A 16442-nucleotide genomic window follows, 5' to 3' on the forward strand; every position below is an offset into this window, starting at 1 on the left:
AAGCCCCGCAGGCCGCCGGCCTGCGGGGAACCACCAACGTCACCACTCGAAGGAGAGTGTTGTGTCAGAAACCACCGCAACATCCAAGGAACTCCTGGCCCGTCCGGTCCTGAAGTCCGCGATTTCCAAGGCGGCCCGCCGGCTCATGCCGATGCTGGTCATCCTCTACGTCGTTTCGTTCCTGGACCGCACCAACGTCGGCTTTGCCGAGGCGGCCCTGGGGGCGGACAAGGGGGTGTCCGCGGCGGCCTTCGCCCTCGGCGCCGGCATCTTCTTCATTGGCTACGCCATCTTCGAGATCCCCAGCAACCTGCTGCTCAAGAAGGTGGGTGCCAAGATCTGGCTGGCCCGCATTGCCATCACCTGGGGCATCGTTTCCGCGTGCTTCGCGTTCGTGCAGGGCGAGACCTCGTTCGTGATCCTGCGTTTCCTCCTCGGCGTCACCGAGGCCGGCCTGTTCCCCGGCGTCATCATGTACCTTGCCGAATGGTTCCCCAACAAGGTGCGGGTCCAGATGTTCGCCATCTTCTACCTGGCCCAGCCGTTCTCCCAGATGATCGGCAACCCGCTGTCCGGCTGGCTGATCAACATTGGCGACCAGGTGCCGGGCCTGCGCGGCTGGCAGGTCATGTTCTTCGTCGAAGGCCTGCTCGCCGTCCTGGCAGGCATCGCGGCCTTCTTCTTCCTGATCAACGGCCCGGAGAAGGCCAAATTCCTCAGCGGGGAGGAGAAGTACGCGCTGAAGGAGGTCATGGCACTTGAAGACAACATCAAGGACGAGACGGGGCCCCGCGGTATCCTCGCCGCCATGCGCAACGGCCGCGTCTGGTACTTCACCGTCATCTACTTCTGCCTGCAGATCGCTGTCTACGGTGTGACGTTCTTCCTGCCGCAGCAGGTGTCCTCCCTGACCGGGCAGAAAGTGGGGCTCGCCGTCGGCCTGCTCATCGCGGTGCCGTGGTTCTTCGGTATCTTCTCCTGCTACTTCATCGGCAAGGCTGCAAACACCGTGGCCAAGCGCCGCAAGTTCGGCACCATCCTGTTCATCTCCACCGGCCTGTGCATCTTCGGCTCGGCATGGGCGGGAACCAACCACCAGCCGGTCCTGGGCATGATCTTCATAACCCTGGCAGTCTGCAGCTTCCTGGCAGTGGGCCCCGTGGTGTGGTCATATCCCACCGCGTTCCTCGCCGGTTCCGCTGCCGCGGCAGGCATTGGACTGATCAACTCGCTGGGCAACCTGGGCGGCTTCGTGGCGCCCATCCTGCGAACCGCAGTCAACGAAGCCACGCAGTCGCCCACGGGGTCCATGGGCGTCTATGCCCTGGGCGTCCTGCCGTTCGTGGCGGCAGCGATGATGTTCGCCACCAGGCGGTTCAAGAACAAGGCCGACGACCTGCTCGACTGAGCACACCACCACCATCCACGCAAGGAAACCATGAGCACCTCCGGCAGCAGCACAGGCAAGGGCCCCCTCTACATCGGTGTCAGCACCAAGATGTACCTGGGCTACCAGGCAAGCCTGCGCTGGCTGTCGGAGGTGCGTTCCATCGTCGATGACAGGCCCGGACTGGGCAAGGCTTCCGCCACGGAGTCCCCGGTCCGGGTCTTCGTCATCCCGTCCTTCCCTGTCCTGGAGCCCGCCGCGCGGATCCTGGCAGGTTCGCCCGTACTCCTCGGCGCACAGAACTGCGCCTGGGACGACGGGCCGCTGACCGGCGAAGTCAGCCCCGGCATGCTGGCCGAACTCGGCGTCTCACTCGTCGAGATCGGCCATGCCGAGCGCCGCCGGCTGTTTGGCGAGGACGACGCCGTGGTGGCTCGCAAGGTGCGTGCCGCCGTCGGCCATTTCCTCACCCCGCTGCTCTGCATCGGCGAGCCGGACAGGCTCGACGCCGGAGCTGCCGCCGCCTTTTGCGTGGAGCAGGTCCGCGCCGCCACGGACGGTGACCCGGCCCTGCTGAACCGCCTGGTCCTGGCCTACGAGCCTGTCTGGGCCATCGGTGCGCAGGAGCCCGCCCCACCGCACCACGTCAACGCCGTCCTGGCGCAGATCCGCGCAACGCTTGGCCCTGCCTGCCCGCTGATCTACGGCGGCAGCGCCGGGCCCGGACTGCTTCCCCGCCTGCCCGCCGCGGACGGACTCTTCCTGGGCCGCTTCGCCCACGATGCCGCCAACCTTGGCCGCGTGCTGGACGAAGCCCTCCTCCTGCGTCAGACCGACGCGCCCGCCAACAGCTCGTCCAGCCGCTCATAGCCTTCGGACATGCCGCCCTCCATGCCTGAGTGCAGCATGCCGTCCCGGGCCTCCATGCTTTGGTACATGGCGTGGCCCCGCAGCCTGCACCGGCCGCCGTCCAGCGCCTCGAACGTCATGGACTCCAGGCTGACCGAGTCCGGATAACCGCCGAACTCGAACGTCTGCAGGGCGAACTCGTTCTCGCGCACCGTGTGGAAGATGCCACGGAACTCGTACGGCACCCCCTCCGGACCCGTATGGATGTACCGGTAGCTCCCGCCGGTACGGAAGTCGTAGTGGTCCATTTCCATCTTCATGCCCCGCGGACCGAGCCATTGGGCCACCAGTTCCGGGTCCTTGTGGGCCCGGAACACGTCCGCCACCGGAAAGTCGAACTCCCGCTCAAAGTCGATGTAGGGGAGTCCCTCGGGGGCGGTGATCTTCAGTTGGTTGGTCATTTCCTGTCCTTTGCCTTTGGCGTGTTTGCCCGGCGCTGGATTCAAGCACCGCATCGAGGCTGCGGAACTGCCCTTCGCGGACCAGCCTGTACTGGTCGATCCAGGCCGTGAGCGCCTCCAGCCGTGCGGGGCTCAGGTGAACGGGCCTGCGCTGGGCGTCCCTGCTGCGGGTGACCAACTTCGCCTGCTCGAGTACCTGGATGTGCTTCGAGACTGCCTGCTTGGAAATCTCGAAGGGCTCGGCCAGCTCGTTAACGGTGGCCGGACCACGGCTTAACCGGGCAATGATGCGTCGACGAACGGGGTCGGCCAGGGCAAGGAAAGCCACGTCCAAGGCCGCGTCGTCATACACCACCATTCCCCTCCTCTTAATCAACATAAAGGTTTATCAACCTTTCGGTTGATCAATGCTAAGCCCGCTCTGGTTCCCACCGCAAGAGGGGTCTTGCCAGGCCGAAATCATCTTTGTTAGTATGTCAATACAAACTACTAGAGGGAGAAGCTTCATGCCATTGGTTCGCATTGACGTCAACGAAGGCCGCACTGCCGATGAGCTGCAGCAGCTGAGCCGCGGCATCCACGATGCCATCCTTGCGGAATACGGCATTCCGGAGCGGGACTACTTCCACATCCTCACCGAACACGCGCAGGGCCAGATCTTCGCCCAAGACGCCGGGCTGGGCTTCGAGCGCACCGGGGGAGTGGTGATGATCCAGATCTTCACCCAGGGCGGCCGATCCCAGGAGGCGAAGCAGCGGCTCTTTGCTGCGGTGGCTGAAAAGCTTGCGGCGGTGGGGGTTGCCGGCGAGGACGTCTTCATTGGCTATGTCGAAAACACTGCCGGCGACTGGTCCTTCGGGTTTGGCCGCGCCCAGTACGTGACCGGCGAGTTGGCCGTTCCCCGGAAGTAGTGCGGATGTGCCGATTGGTAGCGGGATGGGCACGTTTCAATGCTTGTTGTAAGAATGTCAGTACAAACCTTTGACAGGACATTCGATCTAGGGCAAAGTAGTCCCTGTGGCCCACGCCACGGCCTGCCAGTCCCGGAACTCCTGCTCCTCAAAGGATCCGAGTTCCACACCAGAAAGGTCCACGATTCCCGTGACCCACGAGCTTCTTACGATCGGGCGCATCAGCGTTGATATCTACCCGAACGACATCGGGGTTGGCCTGGAGGACGTCAACTCCTTCGGCAAATACCTTGGCGGTTCACCGTCCAACGTCGCCGTTGCTGCTGCCCGGCACGGCCGCCGGACCGGCGTCATCACCCGCACCGGGGACGATGCGTTCGGCACCTACCTCCACCGGGAACTGCACAAGTTCAACGTCGACGACACCTTTGTCACGCCGGTCGCCGGCCTGCAGACACCGGTGACATTCTGCGCAATCAAGCCCGCCACGGACGAGTTCCCGCTGTACTTCTACGGCCGTTTCCCCACCGCTCCGGACCTGCAGATCATGGCTGAAGAGCTGGACCTGGGTGCCATCCGCGAGGCCGGTATTTTCTGGTCCACGGTGACCGGCCTGTGCCAGGAGCCTTCCCGGTCCGCGCACATCGCCGCGCACCAGGCCCGTCCCCGGACCGGCCTGGCCGAGGGACAGTTCACCGTCCTGGACCTGGACTACCGTCCCATGTTCTGGGCGTCCGAAGAGGAAGCCCGCGCAGAGGTGGCCAGGATCCTCCCGCACGTTACTGTCGCCATCGGCAATGACAAGGAATGCGCCGTGGCCGTGGGGGAGGGAACCCCTGATGAGCAGGCGGACCGGCTGCTGGCCGCCGGCGTGGAGATCGCCGTCGTCAAGCTCGGTGCTGAAGGCGTGATGGCCAAGACGCGCACCGAGCGCGTGGTCTCGGCCCCCGTTCCGGTGGAAACCCTCAACGGCCTGGGTGCGGGCGATTCCTTCGGCGGCGCCTTCTGCCACGGGCTGCTGTCCGGTTGGCCGCTGGAACAGGTCCTGGACTACGCCAACGCCGCCGGTGCCATTGTGGCCTCCCGCCTGTCCTGCGCCGATGCGATGCCGACGCCGGACGAGGTCACCTCGCTGCTGGCTGAACGCGGACGTACTGTGCCGGGTGCGGTTTCCGGCGCTTCCATTCCCGAAGGAGCAGCACTGTGACCCTCACCTCCCTTGCCTCGAACCACGCCGTGGATGATGATCCCCGCCGTTACGAGCACCTGAGCACCATCCGCCTGGAAGATCCGGACGCCGTGGCCCGTGCCGCGAAGGCACGCCGCCGCCACCCCGGCGTGAAGGCCGGCCGGCAGAACTTCATCGTCGCCGCCGACCACCCCGCCCGCGGCGCCCTGGCTGTCGGCAGCGATCCGGTGGCCATGGCGGACCGCCGGCAGCTGCTGGACCGGCTCCAGATTGCCCTGGCCAACCCGGCCGTTGACGGTGTCCTGGCCTCCCCGGACATCATGGACGACCTTCTGCTGCTGGGCGCCCTGGACGGCAAGCTGGTGTTCGGATCGATGAACCGCGGGGGCCTGTCCGGCCTGGTGAACGAGTTCGATGACCGCTTCACCGGCCACACCGCCGCCGCTTTGGCGGCCCTTGGTGCGGACGGCGGCAAGATGCTGACCCGTATCTGCCTGGGCGACCCGGACACCGTGGTGACCCTGGAAGCGACAGCGAAGGCCATCGACTCGCTGGCAGAGCGGAAACTCATCGCCATGGTGGAGCCCTTCCTGTCGGTCCGCGAGAACGGCCGGGTCCATAACGACCTGTCTCCCAACGCGGTCATCAAGTCCATCGCCATCGCCGAGGGCCTGGGCTCCACCAGCGCGTACACCTGGATGAAGGTGCCCGTGGTGGCCGAAATGGAACGCGTCATGGCCGCCACCACCATGCCCACCGTCCTGTTGGGCGGTGACCCGGACGGGTCCCAGGACGAGGTCTTCGCCACCTGGGGTGCCGCGCTGGCTCTGCCCGGGGTCCAGGGCCTCACCGTCGGCCGGACCCTGCTCTATCCCGCGGACGGGGACGTCGCCGGCGCTGTTGCCGCGGCAGCCTCGCTCCTGCACCACACCACTGAACTCGCGGAGAACTAGCCATGGGCACAACAACAGGAACGCGCAGAATGACGGTGGCGCAGGCCGTCGTCGAATACCTTTCCCGGCAGTACACCGTGGACACGGTGGGCGGCGTTGACTACCGTGAGCGGCTCATTCCGGGCACGTTCGGGATCTTTGGGCACGGCAACGTGGCCGGCGTGGGACAGGCGCTGAAGCAGTACCAGCAGCTGGACCCGGCCCTGATGCCGTACTACCAGGGCCGGAACGAACAGGCCCAGGTCCACCAGGCAGTTGGCTACGCCCGGCACACCCGCCGCCGCCAGACCTACGCCATCAGCACCTCCATCGGCCCGGGTTCCTCCAACCTGCTCACCGGTGCCGCGCTCGCCACCACCAACCGGCTCCCTGTCCTGCTGCTGCCGTCCGACACGTTCGCGACCCGCGCCGCTGACCCGGTGTTGCAGCAGCTGGAGCAGCCGTACGCATACGACATCACCGTTAATGACGCGTTCCGGCCGCTGTCCAAGTTCTTCGACCGGGTGAACCGTCCGGAGCAGCTGTTCTCGGCGTTCCACCACGGCCTGCGCGTCCTCACGGACCCGGCCGAGACTGGCGCTGTCACGATTTCGCTGCCGCAGGACGTCCAGGCCGAGGCCTTCGACGTCCCCGCCGAGTTCCTGGCCGAGCGGGAATGGCGGATCCGCCGCCCCGACGCCGACGACGAGGACATCGCCCGGGCCGCCGCAGCCATCCGCGCCGCCAAGCGTCCGCTGATCATCGCCGGCGGCGGCGTTCTCTACGCCTACGCCAACGAGGAACTGGCCAAGTTTGCCGAGCTGACGGGGATCCCGGTGGGCAACACCCAGGCAGGCGTCGGCGTCCTGCCCTGGGACCACCAGTTCTCCCTCGGTGCCATTGGCTCCACCGGCACGACGGCGGCCAACGCCATCGCTGCCGAGGCGGACCTGATCATCGGCATCGGCACCCGCTATGAGGACTTCACCACCGCGTCACGGACCGCGTTCCAGAACCCGGATGTGCGCTTCGTGAACATCAACGTCGCCCCGATCGACGCCTACAAGCACGGCACCACGCTGCCGATCGTCGCCGACGCCCGCAAGGCCCTGGTGAAGCTCAACGCCGCCCTGGGCGGCTACCGGGTCGGGGCGGACCTGGAACAGAAGATCGCCGCGGAGAAGAAGCGCTGGAACGCCACGGTGGACGAAGCCTTCGACACCCGCTCCACGCCGCTGCCGGCGCAGAACGAGATCATCGGCGCCACCAATCGGGCCATGGATCCCCGCGACGTTGTCGTCTGCGCGGCCGGGTCCCTGCCCGGGGACCTGCACAAGATGTGGCGCGTACGGGACCCGTTCGGCTACCACGTCGAATACGCCTACTCCTGCATGGGCTACGAGATCCCCGGCGGCCTGGGCGTCAAGCGTGCAGCGATCGCCGAAGCGGCCGGCACGACGGCGGCAGGCGCCCTTGGCGGGGAAGCCGCCCAGGTGCGGGACGTCGTCGTAATGGTGGGGGACGGCTCCTACCTGATGATGCACACCGAACTGGTCACCGCCGTCGCCGAACGCATCAAACTGATCGTGGTCCTGATCCAGAACCACGGCTACGCCTCCATCGGCTCCCTGTCCGAATCCCTCGGGTCCCAGCGGTTCGGCACCCAGTACCGGGCCCTGAACGAGGAACAGCACAGCTTCGACGAAGGTGAGACCCTGCCCGTGGACCTGGCCCTGAACGCCGAGTCCCTGGGCGTGAAGGTCATCCGGATCGAACCGGGGGAGAAGGTCATCGCTGAACTCGAACAGGCCATCCGCGACGCGAAGGCCGCCCCGGAGAACAGTGGCCCGATCCTGATCCACGTCGAATCCGACCCCCTCCTGGACGCGCCGTCCTCCGAGTCCTGGTGGGACGTCCCCGTCTCCCAGGTCGCCGAACTGGAATCCACTAAACAGGCCTTCCAGACCTACGTCGACCACAAGAACCGCCAGCGCAAACTGCTCGGCTGACCCCTCATCTTCATCCCCTTCGAATGCTCAAGGAAGAGTCCCATGACTGCCACCACCACCGAAACCGTCATTAACCACTTCATCAACGGTGCCGAAACCGCCGGCGAGGGTGCCCGCACCACCAACGTGTACAACCCGGCCACCGGTGACGTCTCCGCCACCCTGCGCCTGGCTAACCGCGCCGACCTGGACACCGCCGTCGCTGCCGCCCGCAAGGCCGCCGACACCTGGGGCGACATCTCCCTGGCCAAGCGCACCGCGGTGCTGTTCAAGTTCCGGGAACTGGTCGCCGCCCACGTCGAAGAGTTGGCCCAATTGGTCACGGCTGAGCACGGAAAGGTGATCTCCGACGCCAAGGGTGAAATCGGCCGTGGCCTGGAAGTTATCGAGTACGCCTGCGGCATCCCCACCCTCCTCAAGGGTGACTACTCGGACCAGGTCTCCACGGGCATCGACGTCTTCAACTTCCGCGAGCCCCTCGGTGTCGTGGCGGGTATCACCCCGTTCAACTTCCCGGTCATGGTGCCGCTCTGGATGGCCCCGATGGCGATCGCCACCGGCAACGCCTTCATCCTCAAGCCCTCGGAGCGCGATCCCTCCGCCTCGCTGCTGCTGGCCAAGCTCTGGAAGGAAGCCGGCCTGCCGGACGGCGTGTTCCAGGTCCTGCACGGCGACAAGGAAACCGTTGACGGGCTGCTGACCCACCCGGACGTGGACGGCATCTCCTTCGTCGGTTCCACTCCGATCGCCCAGTACGTCCACGAGACCGCCACCAAGCACGGCAAGCGCGTCCAGGCCCTGGGCGGGGCGAAGAACCACGCCATCATCCTGCCCGACGCCGACGTGGACAACGCCGCCGACCACCTCGCCGCCGCCGCGTTCGGCTCCGCCGGGGAACGCTGCATGGCCATCTCCGTGGCCGTCGCCGTAGGTGAGGCCGCGGACCTGCTGGTCAAGAAGGTCGAAGAGCGGGCCCTGGCCGTCAAGGTCAACAACGGCACCGCGCCGGACGCCGAAATGGGCCCCGTCATCACGCCCGCCTCCAAGGACCGCATCGTCAGGATCGTCACCGAAGCCGAGGCCGCAGGTGCCGCCATGGTGGTGGATGGCCGCGACCTGGTGGTCCCCGGGCACGAGAACGGCTTCTGGGTCGGCCCCACTGTGCTCGACCACGTCAAGACCGAAATGACTGCCTACCAAGAGGAAATCTTCGGACCCGTCCTGGTGGTGGTCCGTGTCGACACCCTCGAAGACGGCATCAAGCTGATCAACGCCAACCCCTACGGCAACGGCACCGCCATCTTCACTTCCTCCGGCGCCGCCGCCCGCAAGTTCCAGCGCAGCGTCACCGTGGGCATGATCGGCATTAACGTGCCCCTGCCCGTCCCGGTGGCCTACCACTCCTTCGGCGGCTGGAAGGCTTCCCTCTTCGGCGACAAGCACATCTACGGCCCCGAAGGCGTCAGCTTCTACACCCGCGGCAAGGTTGTCACCTCCCGCTGGCCCGAAACCCACCACGCCTCCGGCGCCTCCTACAACTTCCCCTCCAACTAGGACACCCCCGCCGATTGCTCCGTAACCGCCGTTTTGAGCGTCCAAAAGGGCGGTTACGGAGCAATCGATGCAACGAAAAGGACAACGCTGTCATGACTGAAAACAAGTTGATCATCGGCACGGCGCCGGACTCCTGGGGTGTCTGGTTCGCGGACGATCCGAAGCAGACCCCATGGGAACGCTTCCTCGATGAGGTGGCCGAATCCGGCTACAAGTGGATCGAACTCGGACCGTACGGCTACCTGCCCACCGACCCCACCCGCCTGGCGGAAGAACTGAAGCAGCGCGACCTGCAGATCTCCGCCGGCACCGTCTTCACCGCCTTCCACCGCGGCCTTGACCAGTGGGAAACCGCCTGGGAACCGGCCCGCAAGGTCGCCGAGCTCACCGCGGCCATGGGCGGCGAGCATATCGTGGTCATCCCCGCCATGTGGCGCGATGACGTCACCGGTGAAGCCGTGGAAAGCGGCACGCTGAGTGAAAAGGCCTGGAACGACCTGTTCGCCGGCCACAACCGCCTGGGCAAGACCCTGATCGAGGACTTCGGCCTTAAGCAGCAGTTCCACTCCCACGCCGACTCCCACGTTGGCGCGCAGGCGGACATCGAAACGCTGCTCGGAGCCACCGATCCCCAGTACCTGAACCTCTGCCTGGACACCGGACACGCCGAGTACTGCGGCGCCTCCAGCTTGGAACTGATCAAGAACTACCCGGACCGAATCGGCTACCTGCACCTGAAGCAGATCAACCCGGACATCCTCAGGAAGGTGAACGAGGAAGACATGACGTGGGCCGCCGCCAACCTGGCCGGCGTCATGACCGAACCGCCCAACGGCCTGCCCGACCTGCGCGCGGTCATCGAAGCAGTTGAGGCGCTCAACCGGCCCATCTTCGGCATCGTGGAACAGGACATGTATCCGGTGGCCTTCGATGTACCGATGCCCATTGCCAAGCGCACCCGCAACTACCTGCTGTCCTGCGGCTCCCGCACCGCCGTCAGCTAACCCCGTCCCAGACACCAAAAGGACCAAAACAATGACTGAAACCCTCCGCGTCGCCGTCATCGGCGCAGGCCGCATGGGCGCCGACCACATCCAGCGCCTCAACAAGCGCATCCACGGCGCGGAAGTTGCCGCCGTCGTCGACGTCGACCTCGCCCGCGCCCAGGCCGCCATCGAAGGCATCCCCGGCGCAGTGGCCCTCGTTGATGCCGAAGAGGCCCTCAACAACGGCGACGTCAACGCCGTCCTGATCGCCACCCCCGGCTTCCTGCACGAGGACATCCTGCTCAAGGCCCTCGCCAGGGACATTCCGATCCTCTGCGAAAAGCCCCTCACCCCCGACGCCGCATCCTCCTGGAAAATCGTCGAAGCCGAGGTGGCACTGGGCCATCAGCGGATCCAGGTGGGCTTCATGCGCCGCTTCGACGCCGAATACGCCACGCTGGGTTCGATCATCCGCAACCACGAACTCGGCGAACTGCTGATGCTGCACCACCAGCACCGCAACCCGGGCACCCCCGAGGGCTTCACCAACGAGATGCTGATCAACGACTCCGTGGTCCACGAATTCGACGCCATCCGGTTCTTCACCGGCGAGGAAATCACCAGCGTCCAGGTCCGCCTGGGCAAGGCGACCAGGAACGCCCCGAACGGCCAGCACGATCCGCAGCACGTCCTGCTGGAGACCGAGTCCGGCGTCCTGGCCGACGTCGAAATCTATGTCAACGCCAAGTTCGGCTACGAGGTGGCTACGCAGGCCTCCTTCGAAGAGGGCATCGTCAGCATTGGCGGCGACAAGGGACCCTACACCCGCAGCGCCGGCCATTGGGGCGGCAACGTCACCCCCGGGTTCGAGGAGCGTTTCGGGGCAGCGTACGACGTCGAAATCCACTCATGGGTGGACGCGGCACTTAAGGGCGAAATCGGCGGCCCCTCCGCCTGGGACGGGTACGCCACCGCAGCGTGCTGCGAAGCAGGCGTCGAAGCGCAGAAGAACGGCGAAAAGGTCGCCGTGAAGCTGGCCGCAAAGCCCGACCTCTACAAGTAGGACAGGAGAAGGGGGACGGAGCCATTTCCGTCCCCTTTTCCGTTCCCCTGACTTATCCACAATGGAGTGTTTTTCGTGAAAATCGCACTTGACCCCACCCCGTTCCACCACTCGCACAGCCTGCTGGAATTCCCCAGGGTGGTGGCGGACCTTGGCTACAAGTACATGCAGATGACCCCGCACGCGGACTTCATCCCCTTCTTCAACCACCCCAAGGCAGACGACGACCTGGTGGGCCAGCTGAAAAAAGCCTGCCGCGACGCCGGAATCGAGATTGCCTCGGTCCTGCCGGTGCTCCGCTGGTCCGGCCCGGACGAGGATGCCCGCGAAGCAGCCGTCCGCTACTGGAAACGTGCCATCCAGATCACCGTTGACCTGGGCGTCAGCACCATGAACAGCGAGTTCAGCGGCCGGCCCGAGAAGGCCGAGGAGTCCGAGCGGGCGTTTTACCGCTCCATGGAGGAACTGCTGCCCATCATCGAGCGTGAGGGCATCGACCTGCTGATCGACCCCCACCCTGACGACTTCGTGGAGGAAGGCCTTGCCGCCATCCGCGTGATCCGCGGCGTGAACTCAAAGAACGTGGGCATGGTCTACGTGGCGTCCCACAGCTTCCACATGAAGAACTCGCCGCTGGATATCATGCGGGCCGCCGGGGACAAGCTTCGCCTGGTCCACGTGGCCGACACCATGGACCACCACGCCTCACACGGCCTGCGCTACATCACCAACCCGCCAGGCAACCCGGTCCGGGTGCACCAGCACCTGAAGATCGGCGACGGCGACGTGAACTGGGACGAGTTCTTCGGCGGCCTGAAGGAAATCGGCTTCCTGGACCGCGAGAATACTGTGATGGTCTCCAGCGTCTTTGCCGAAAACGAGCATGCCGAGGAGGTCTCCCGCTACCAGCTGGAGACCATGCATGACTACATAACCAAAACGAAATAGTGGATGCGCCCATGGAAAACAGCAAAGGAACCCTGACGTCGCCCGCTGCAGTGGGAACGCCCGCCACTGCCAGGGCCTCCACACCGTCCAAGCCGTCCGATCCGAAGAAGTTCATGCGTAAGGTGGCGCTGTTCTCCACCTTCGGCGGCCTGCTCTTCGGCTACGATACCGGCGTCATCAACGGCGCCCTGCCTTTTATGCAGCGCGACCTCGGCCTGACGCCGCTGACCGAAGGGCTTGTCACCTCCACGCTCCTGTTCGGTGCAGCGTTTGGCGCCATCAGTGCCGGACGCCTGTCGGACCGCTTCGGCAGGCGCAAAACCATTATGGGGCTGGCGCTGATCTTCGTCGTCGCCACCATCGCCTGCACTGTCTCTCCGAGCACTGAACTGCTGATAGCTGCCCGGGCCCTGCTGGGCCTCGCCGTGGGTGGTGCTTCCGTGATCGTGCCCGTGTACCTTGCGGAAATGTCACCGGCGGCCCAGCGCGGCCGGATCGTGACCCAGAATGAACTGATGATCGTCACCGGCCAGTTCCTGGCCTTCACGTTCAATGCAGTATTGGGCAACGTGTTCCCCGGAGAAGCGCACATCTGGCGCTGGATGCTGGTGATCGCTACGCTGCCGGCCGTTGTGCTGTGGTTCGGGATGCTGGTCCTGCCGGAAAGCCCCCGCTGGCTTGCGTCGGCCGGCCGCTTCGGTGCCGTCCTTGAAGTGCTGCGCTCCACCCGTGCCGCCGGGGACGTGTCGGCGGAGTTCGACGAGGTGCGGCAGGCAGCCCGGGAGGACTACCAAGCCAAACTCGGAACGGTCAAGGACCTCACCGTTCCCTGGATCCGCAGGATCTTCGTGGTTGGCCTGGGGATGGCGGTCATCAACCAGATCAGCGGCGTCAACGCCATCATGTACTACGGCACCTCCATCCTGTCCTCATCAGGATTTGGTGACCGCGGTGCCCTGATCGCCAATGTCCTTAACGGCATCACGTCCGTGGTGGCCGTGGTCATCGGGATGTACCTGATGTCGCGTGTGCCCCGTAAACCCATGCTGATTGTGGGACTGTGCGGCACGTCCTGCTCACTTTTGGCCATTGCGGTCATCTCGATGGCGCTGCCAACAAGTACCCTGCGCGGCTACCTGGTACTGCTGTTCATGGTGACGTTCCTGGCTTCCATGCAGGGCTGCATCGGCACCGTAACGTGGTTGACCTTGTCAGAGATTTTCCCGATGCACGTCCGCGGCGTCGCAATGGGCATCTGCGTCTTTGTCTTGTGGATGGTCAACTTTCTCATCGGCTTCTTTTTTCCACAGATGGTCGCGTGGATCGGTGTTTCCGCCACCTTCCTCATCTTTGTGGCACTGCAGCTCGGGGCTATCGTCTGGGTGAAACGCGTAGTCCCCGAAACTAAGGGCAAGTCACTCGAAGAGCTCGAACATCTGTTCAAGGAGCGTTCCGGAGTGGCTGCCTAAGCGCACCGCCGGACGGTACACCGCACCGCCCCGCACTCCCGCACCATAAAAACGTCCGACACCGCCAGGCGTCGGACGTTTTTGTCCACACTAGAGGGGTTGCCAGAGCGCGGTTGCCCTCTTCAACAGGGCACATTGCCGGCGCCGCCCGATCCGGCAGAAAGCGTTGCCGGTTTCGGGCGCTTGATGATTCCCCGCGCTGCCGTTGGCATGGTATCTGCAGGGCTTCCCGACTTCACTAAGCCACAATCCGAATTTGCACGGTTCGCGCTCTTTGCCGCGGCGGAATCCATGGGGGTGTTGAATCCGGGGACAGTAAGAGGGGCGGCGCAAACGCGCCGCCCCTCTTACTGTCCGGGTCCCCAGCGTTTATCGGGCCGGGTCTAATGAAGCGGAGAGAGCCGCGTCGGCCTCCTTCAAGACCTTCGCAGCGACCTCAAGGCCCTCGATCCTGCCCAGCGAGACATCTTCGTGCTCGATATTCACCAGCATGTCCGGGTCTACTTCGTGCAGTGCGCGCAGGAACTCGGTCCAGAAGGCGGTGTCGTGCCCGCGTCCCAGGGCAACGAAGTCCCAGGCGGAGTCCTTTGGCCACTCATTGGCCCACTCGTCGCCGCCGAGGTTGGTCCGGTTCTCCTCCGGGGAGAGCCGGCGGAAGCTGTTGTCCAGTACGCCGTACAGCGCGGCGTTGTCCCTGTTAACGCGGACGTCCTTGGCTGCGGCCTGGAACACCAGGGGGCCGAGTTCCCGCACCACGGCCACCGGATCCATCTGCTGCCAGAACAGGTGGGAGGCGTCCAGTTCTACGCCGACGTGCGTTGCACCGGTTAGCTCGATGAGTTTGCGGACATCCGCGGTATTGAAAACGAGGTTCTGTGGATGGAGTTCAAGAGCCACCTTCACGTCGTGGTCCGCAGCAAGACGGTCCATTTCCTTCCAAAATTTCACTGCCGCGCCCCACTGGTAGTCGAGGACATCCAGCGCTGCCGAGTTCCAGGCATTGACCACCCAGTTGACGGTCGTGGCGCCCGGTTCGCCGCCTGGCAGGCCGGACATGGTAACAACCCTGTTCTGCCCCAGGCGATGTGCCAACCGGACGGAACGGCGGATGTCTTCGGCGTGCTTCTCGCCGATCTCGCGCTTGGGGTGCAGCGGGTTGCCGTTGCAGTTCAGGCCGGCAATGGAGACGCCAGTTCCTTCGAAGATCGCCAGGTAGTCATCCCGCGCCGCGTCACTTTCGAGGATCTGGTCAAAATTGGGGACATGCACGGCGGGGAGGAATCCACCCGTGTTGATTTCAATGCCCGTGAGGCCAAGATCGGCTATGACCTTCAAGGCTTCCGGAAGGGGACGGTCATGCAGGATCGCGTTGTAGACGCCGAGTTTCATATCGTGATTTTCTTTCCGTTGTTAAGGGCGGATTCGGCGACCGCGCCCAGCAGTTCCATGTTCCGCACGCCCTCGTCGAACGTGGCGCAGCGGGGGAGCGACTCTTCTTGGCTGAGGCCGGCAACCTCTTCGAGGAATGCACGCGCTTGGTAGCCGAAGGCATCGTTCTGGCCAAAGCCAACTTCGGGGGCGTCCATGGCGAGCCCTCCCGCGATGTACGGGTGGCCGGGCCCAAGATGACCTGCCGGTAGCCATTTTCGTTGCCGGAGTCGTCGTTGAGGAACAGCTGGATTTCGGCCGGGCGGCGCTGGTCGAACTTTGCGGCGCCGTTTTCGCAGAACACCTCAAATTGAAGGCTGTTGGCATGCCCGGCAGCTACGCGGGAGACTTCAAAGCTGCCGGCACCGGTGGCGAATTCCGCGTTGAAGGCCGCGTAGTCGTCGTTCTCGACGGCTTCGAAGGTGTCGCCGACGGCAACGTGGTCATGGCCCATTACGGCAGCGAGCGGCAGCGGCCGCTTGTCGATGACCGTGGCAAACTGACCGCCCGAGACCGACTGGATGTCCCCACACAGGAACTCGGAGATGTACGTCAGGTGGGATCCGACATCGGCAAGTGCGCCCGAGCCGGGGCCGCCCTTGTAGCGCCAGCTCATGGGAGCGGACGGGCTGAAGCCGTAATCGGTCCAATAACGGCCGCTGAAGTGCAGCACGTTGCCCAGGACTCCGGTCTGGATAAGGTCCCGAATGTATGCGATGCCCGGCGTACGGCGGAAGGTGAAGCCGATCCGCGCGATGCTGGACGCGCCGCGGGCAGCAGTAGCCATTACCCGGGCGTCTTCGATTGAATCACTCAGCGGCTTTTCGCACAGCACGTGCTTGCCGGCGGCGAGCAGGCCTTCGACAACTTCGCGGTGCAGGGAGTTGGCGATGACGACACTGACGACGTCAATGTCGTCCGCTTCGGCGATTGCCTGCCACGAAGTGTCATTGCGTTCGTATCCGAAGCGCCGGGCGGCAAGAGAGCCGAACTCCGCGTTGACATCGCCGATGGACACCAGACGCACGGGCGGCAGCGCTGGGCTGTAGAGGGTGGATGCCGTCCGGTATGCGGCAGCGTGGGCCTTGCCGGCCATGCCTGCACCGATGACGGCTACACCAAGGCTTTCAGCCATTGATTTCTCCTTTGAAAATGAGCCGGAGGAAGACCTCTTCCGGCATTTTGTAGCGCTACAATTTTGACGCTGGCTTTGAGCGTAGCTATGTCTATATGTCCTGTCAATCCTTTGGCGCGAT

Annotated in this window: 14 protein-coding genes and 1 pseudogene; 11 read left to right on the forward strand and 4 right to left on the reverse strand. The window is 64.7% G+C overall.

Features of this window, described 5'->3' with window-relative positions:
• Nucleotides 1-61: 61 nt before the first annotated feature.
• Together VIK36_RS04765 and VIK36_RS04770 are read left to right on the forward strand one after the other, a co-directional pair.
• Nucleotides 62-1408, forward strand: a complete 1347-nt coding sequence (locus VIK36_RS04765) for an MFS transporter (RefSeq protein ID WP_324644265.1) — start codon at nt 62-64, stop codon at nt 1406-1408.
• A gap of 30 nt (nt 1409-1438) precedes the next feature.
• Entirely contained in the window at nt 1439-2257 is an 819-nt protein-coding gene (locus tag VIK36_RS04770; protein WP_255174544.1) for a triose-phosphate isomerase family protein, read from the forward strand.
• On the opposite strand, the gene VIK36_RS04775 is transcribed toward VIK36_RS04770, so the two are convergent.
• Nucleotides 2215-2697 (reverse strand): SRPBCC family protein, encoded by a 483-nt coding sequence (locus tag VIK36_RS04775; RefSeq protein WP_324644266.1) that lies wholly within the window; start codon nt 2695-2697, stop codon nt 2215-2217. The genes VIK36_RS04770 and VIK36_RS04775 overlap by 43 nt on opposite strands.
• Nucleotides 2642-3076: a metalloregulator ArsR/SmtB family transcription factor gene (locus VIK36_RS04780; RefSeq protein WP_324644267.1), complete on the reverse strand. Its 435-nt coding sequence runs from the start codon at nt 3074-3076 to the stop codon at nt 2642-2644. Before VIK36_RS04780 ends, VIK36_RS04775 begins: the two co-directional genes overlap by 56 nt.
• A gap of 127 nt (nt 3077-3203) precedes the next feature.
• Here VIK36_RS04780 and VIK36_RS04785 point away from each other — a divergent pair, with 127 nt between their 5' ends.
• The 9 genes from VIK36_RS04785 (at nt 3204) to VIK36_RS04825 (ending at nt 13758) form a co-directional block, all read left to right on the forward strand.
• Entirely contained in the window at nt 3204-3608 is a 405-nt protein-coding gene (locus VIK36_RS04785; protein WP_324644268.1) for a tautomerase family protein, read from the forward strand.
• A 190-nt stretch (nt 3609-3798) separates the two neighbouring features.
• Nucleotides 3799-4815, forward strand: a complete 1017-nt coding sequence (gene iolC, locus VIK36_RS04790) for a 5-dehydro-2-deoxygluconokinase (protein WP_324644269.1) — start codon at nt 3799-3801, stop codon at nt 4813-4815.
• Nucleotides 4812-5750 (forward strand): Cgl0159 family (beta/alpha)8-fold protein, encoded by a 939-nt coding sequence (locus tag VIK36_RS04795; protein WP_255174549.1) that lies wholly within the window; start codon nt 4812-4814, stop codon nt 5748-5750. Before iolC ends, VIK36_RS04795 begins: the two co-directional genes overlap by 4 nt.
• Nucleotides 5751-5779: 29 nt before the next feature.
• Complete coding sequence (iolD, locus tag VIK36_RS04800) at nt 5780-7738, forward strand: 3D-(3,5/4)-trihydroxycyclohexane-1,2-dione acylhydrolase (decyclizing) (RefSeq protein WP_420716267.1); 1959 nt, start codon at nt 5780-5782, stop codon at nt 7736-7738.
• A 42-nt stretch (nt 7739-7780) separates the two neighbouring features.
• Nucleotides 7781-9292: a CoA-acylating methylmalonate-semialdehyde dehydrogenase gene (locus VIK36_RS04805; RefSeq protein WP_255174551.1), complete on the forward strand. Its 1512-nt coding sequence runs from the start codon at nt 7781-7783 to the stop codon at nt 9290-9292.
• 92 nt (nt 9293-9384) lie between these two features.
• Nucleotides 9385-10296 (forward strand): sugar phosphate isomerase/epimerase, encoded by a 912-nt coding sequence (locus VIK36_RS04810; protein WP_324644271.1) that lies wholly within the window; start codon nt 9385-9387, stop codon nt 10294-10296.
• Between the two features lie 31 nt (nt 10297-10327).
• Nucleotides 10328-11341 carry a Gfo/Idh/MocA family oxidoreductase gene (locus tag VIK36_RS04815; RefSeq protein WP_324644272.1) on the forward strand — a complete coding sequence of 338 codons (1014 nt, stop codon included), beginning with the start codon at nt 10328-10330 and terminating at the stop codon, nt 11339-11341.
• Between the two features lie 75 nt (nt 11342-11416).
• Nucleotides 11417-12289, forward strand: a complete 873-nt coding sequence (locus VIK36_RS04820; RefSeq protein WP_324644273.1) for a sugar phosphate isomerase/epimerase family protein — start codon at nt 11417-11419, stop codon at nt 12287-12289.
• A gap of 11 nt (nt 12290-12300) precedes the next feature.
• The gene (locus VIK36_RS04825; RefSeq protein WP_141157998.1) at nt 12301-13758 is read left to right on the forward strand and encodes a sugar porter family MFS transporter; all 1458 of its coding nucleotides are present in this window, start codon (nt 12301-12303) and stop codon (nt 13756-13758) included.
• A 369-nt stretch (nt 13759-14127) separates the two neighbouring features.
• On the opposite strand, the gene VIK36_RS04830 is transcribed toward VIK36_RS04825, so the two are convergent.
• Together VIK36_RS04830 and VIK36_RS04835 are read right to left on the reverse strand one after the other, a co-directional pair.
• Nucleotides 14128-15147: a sugar phosphate isomerase/epimerase gene (locus VIK36_RS04830; RefSeq protein ID WP_324644274.1), complete on the reverse strand. Its 1020-nt coding sequence runs from the start codon at nt 15145-15147 to the stop codon at nt 14128-14130.
• Nucleotides 15144-16321 (reverse strand): annotated as a pseudogene (locus tag VIK36_RS04835) (Gfo/Idh/MocA family protein). Before VIK36_RS04835 ends, VIK36_RS04830 begins: the two are co-directional and overlap by 4 nt.
• Between the last annotated feature and the right edge of the window lie 121 nt (nt 16322-16442).

It is taken from the genome of Pseudarthrobacter sp. LT1 (genome assembly GCF_035621795.1).
In the GTDB taxonomy this organism is placed as follows: domain Bacteria; phylum Actinomycetota; class Actinomycetes; order Actinomycetales; family Micrococcaceae; genus Arthrobacter.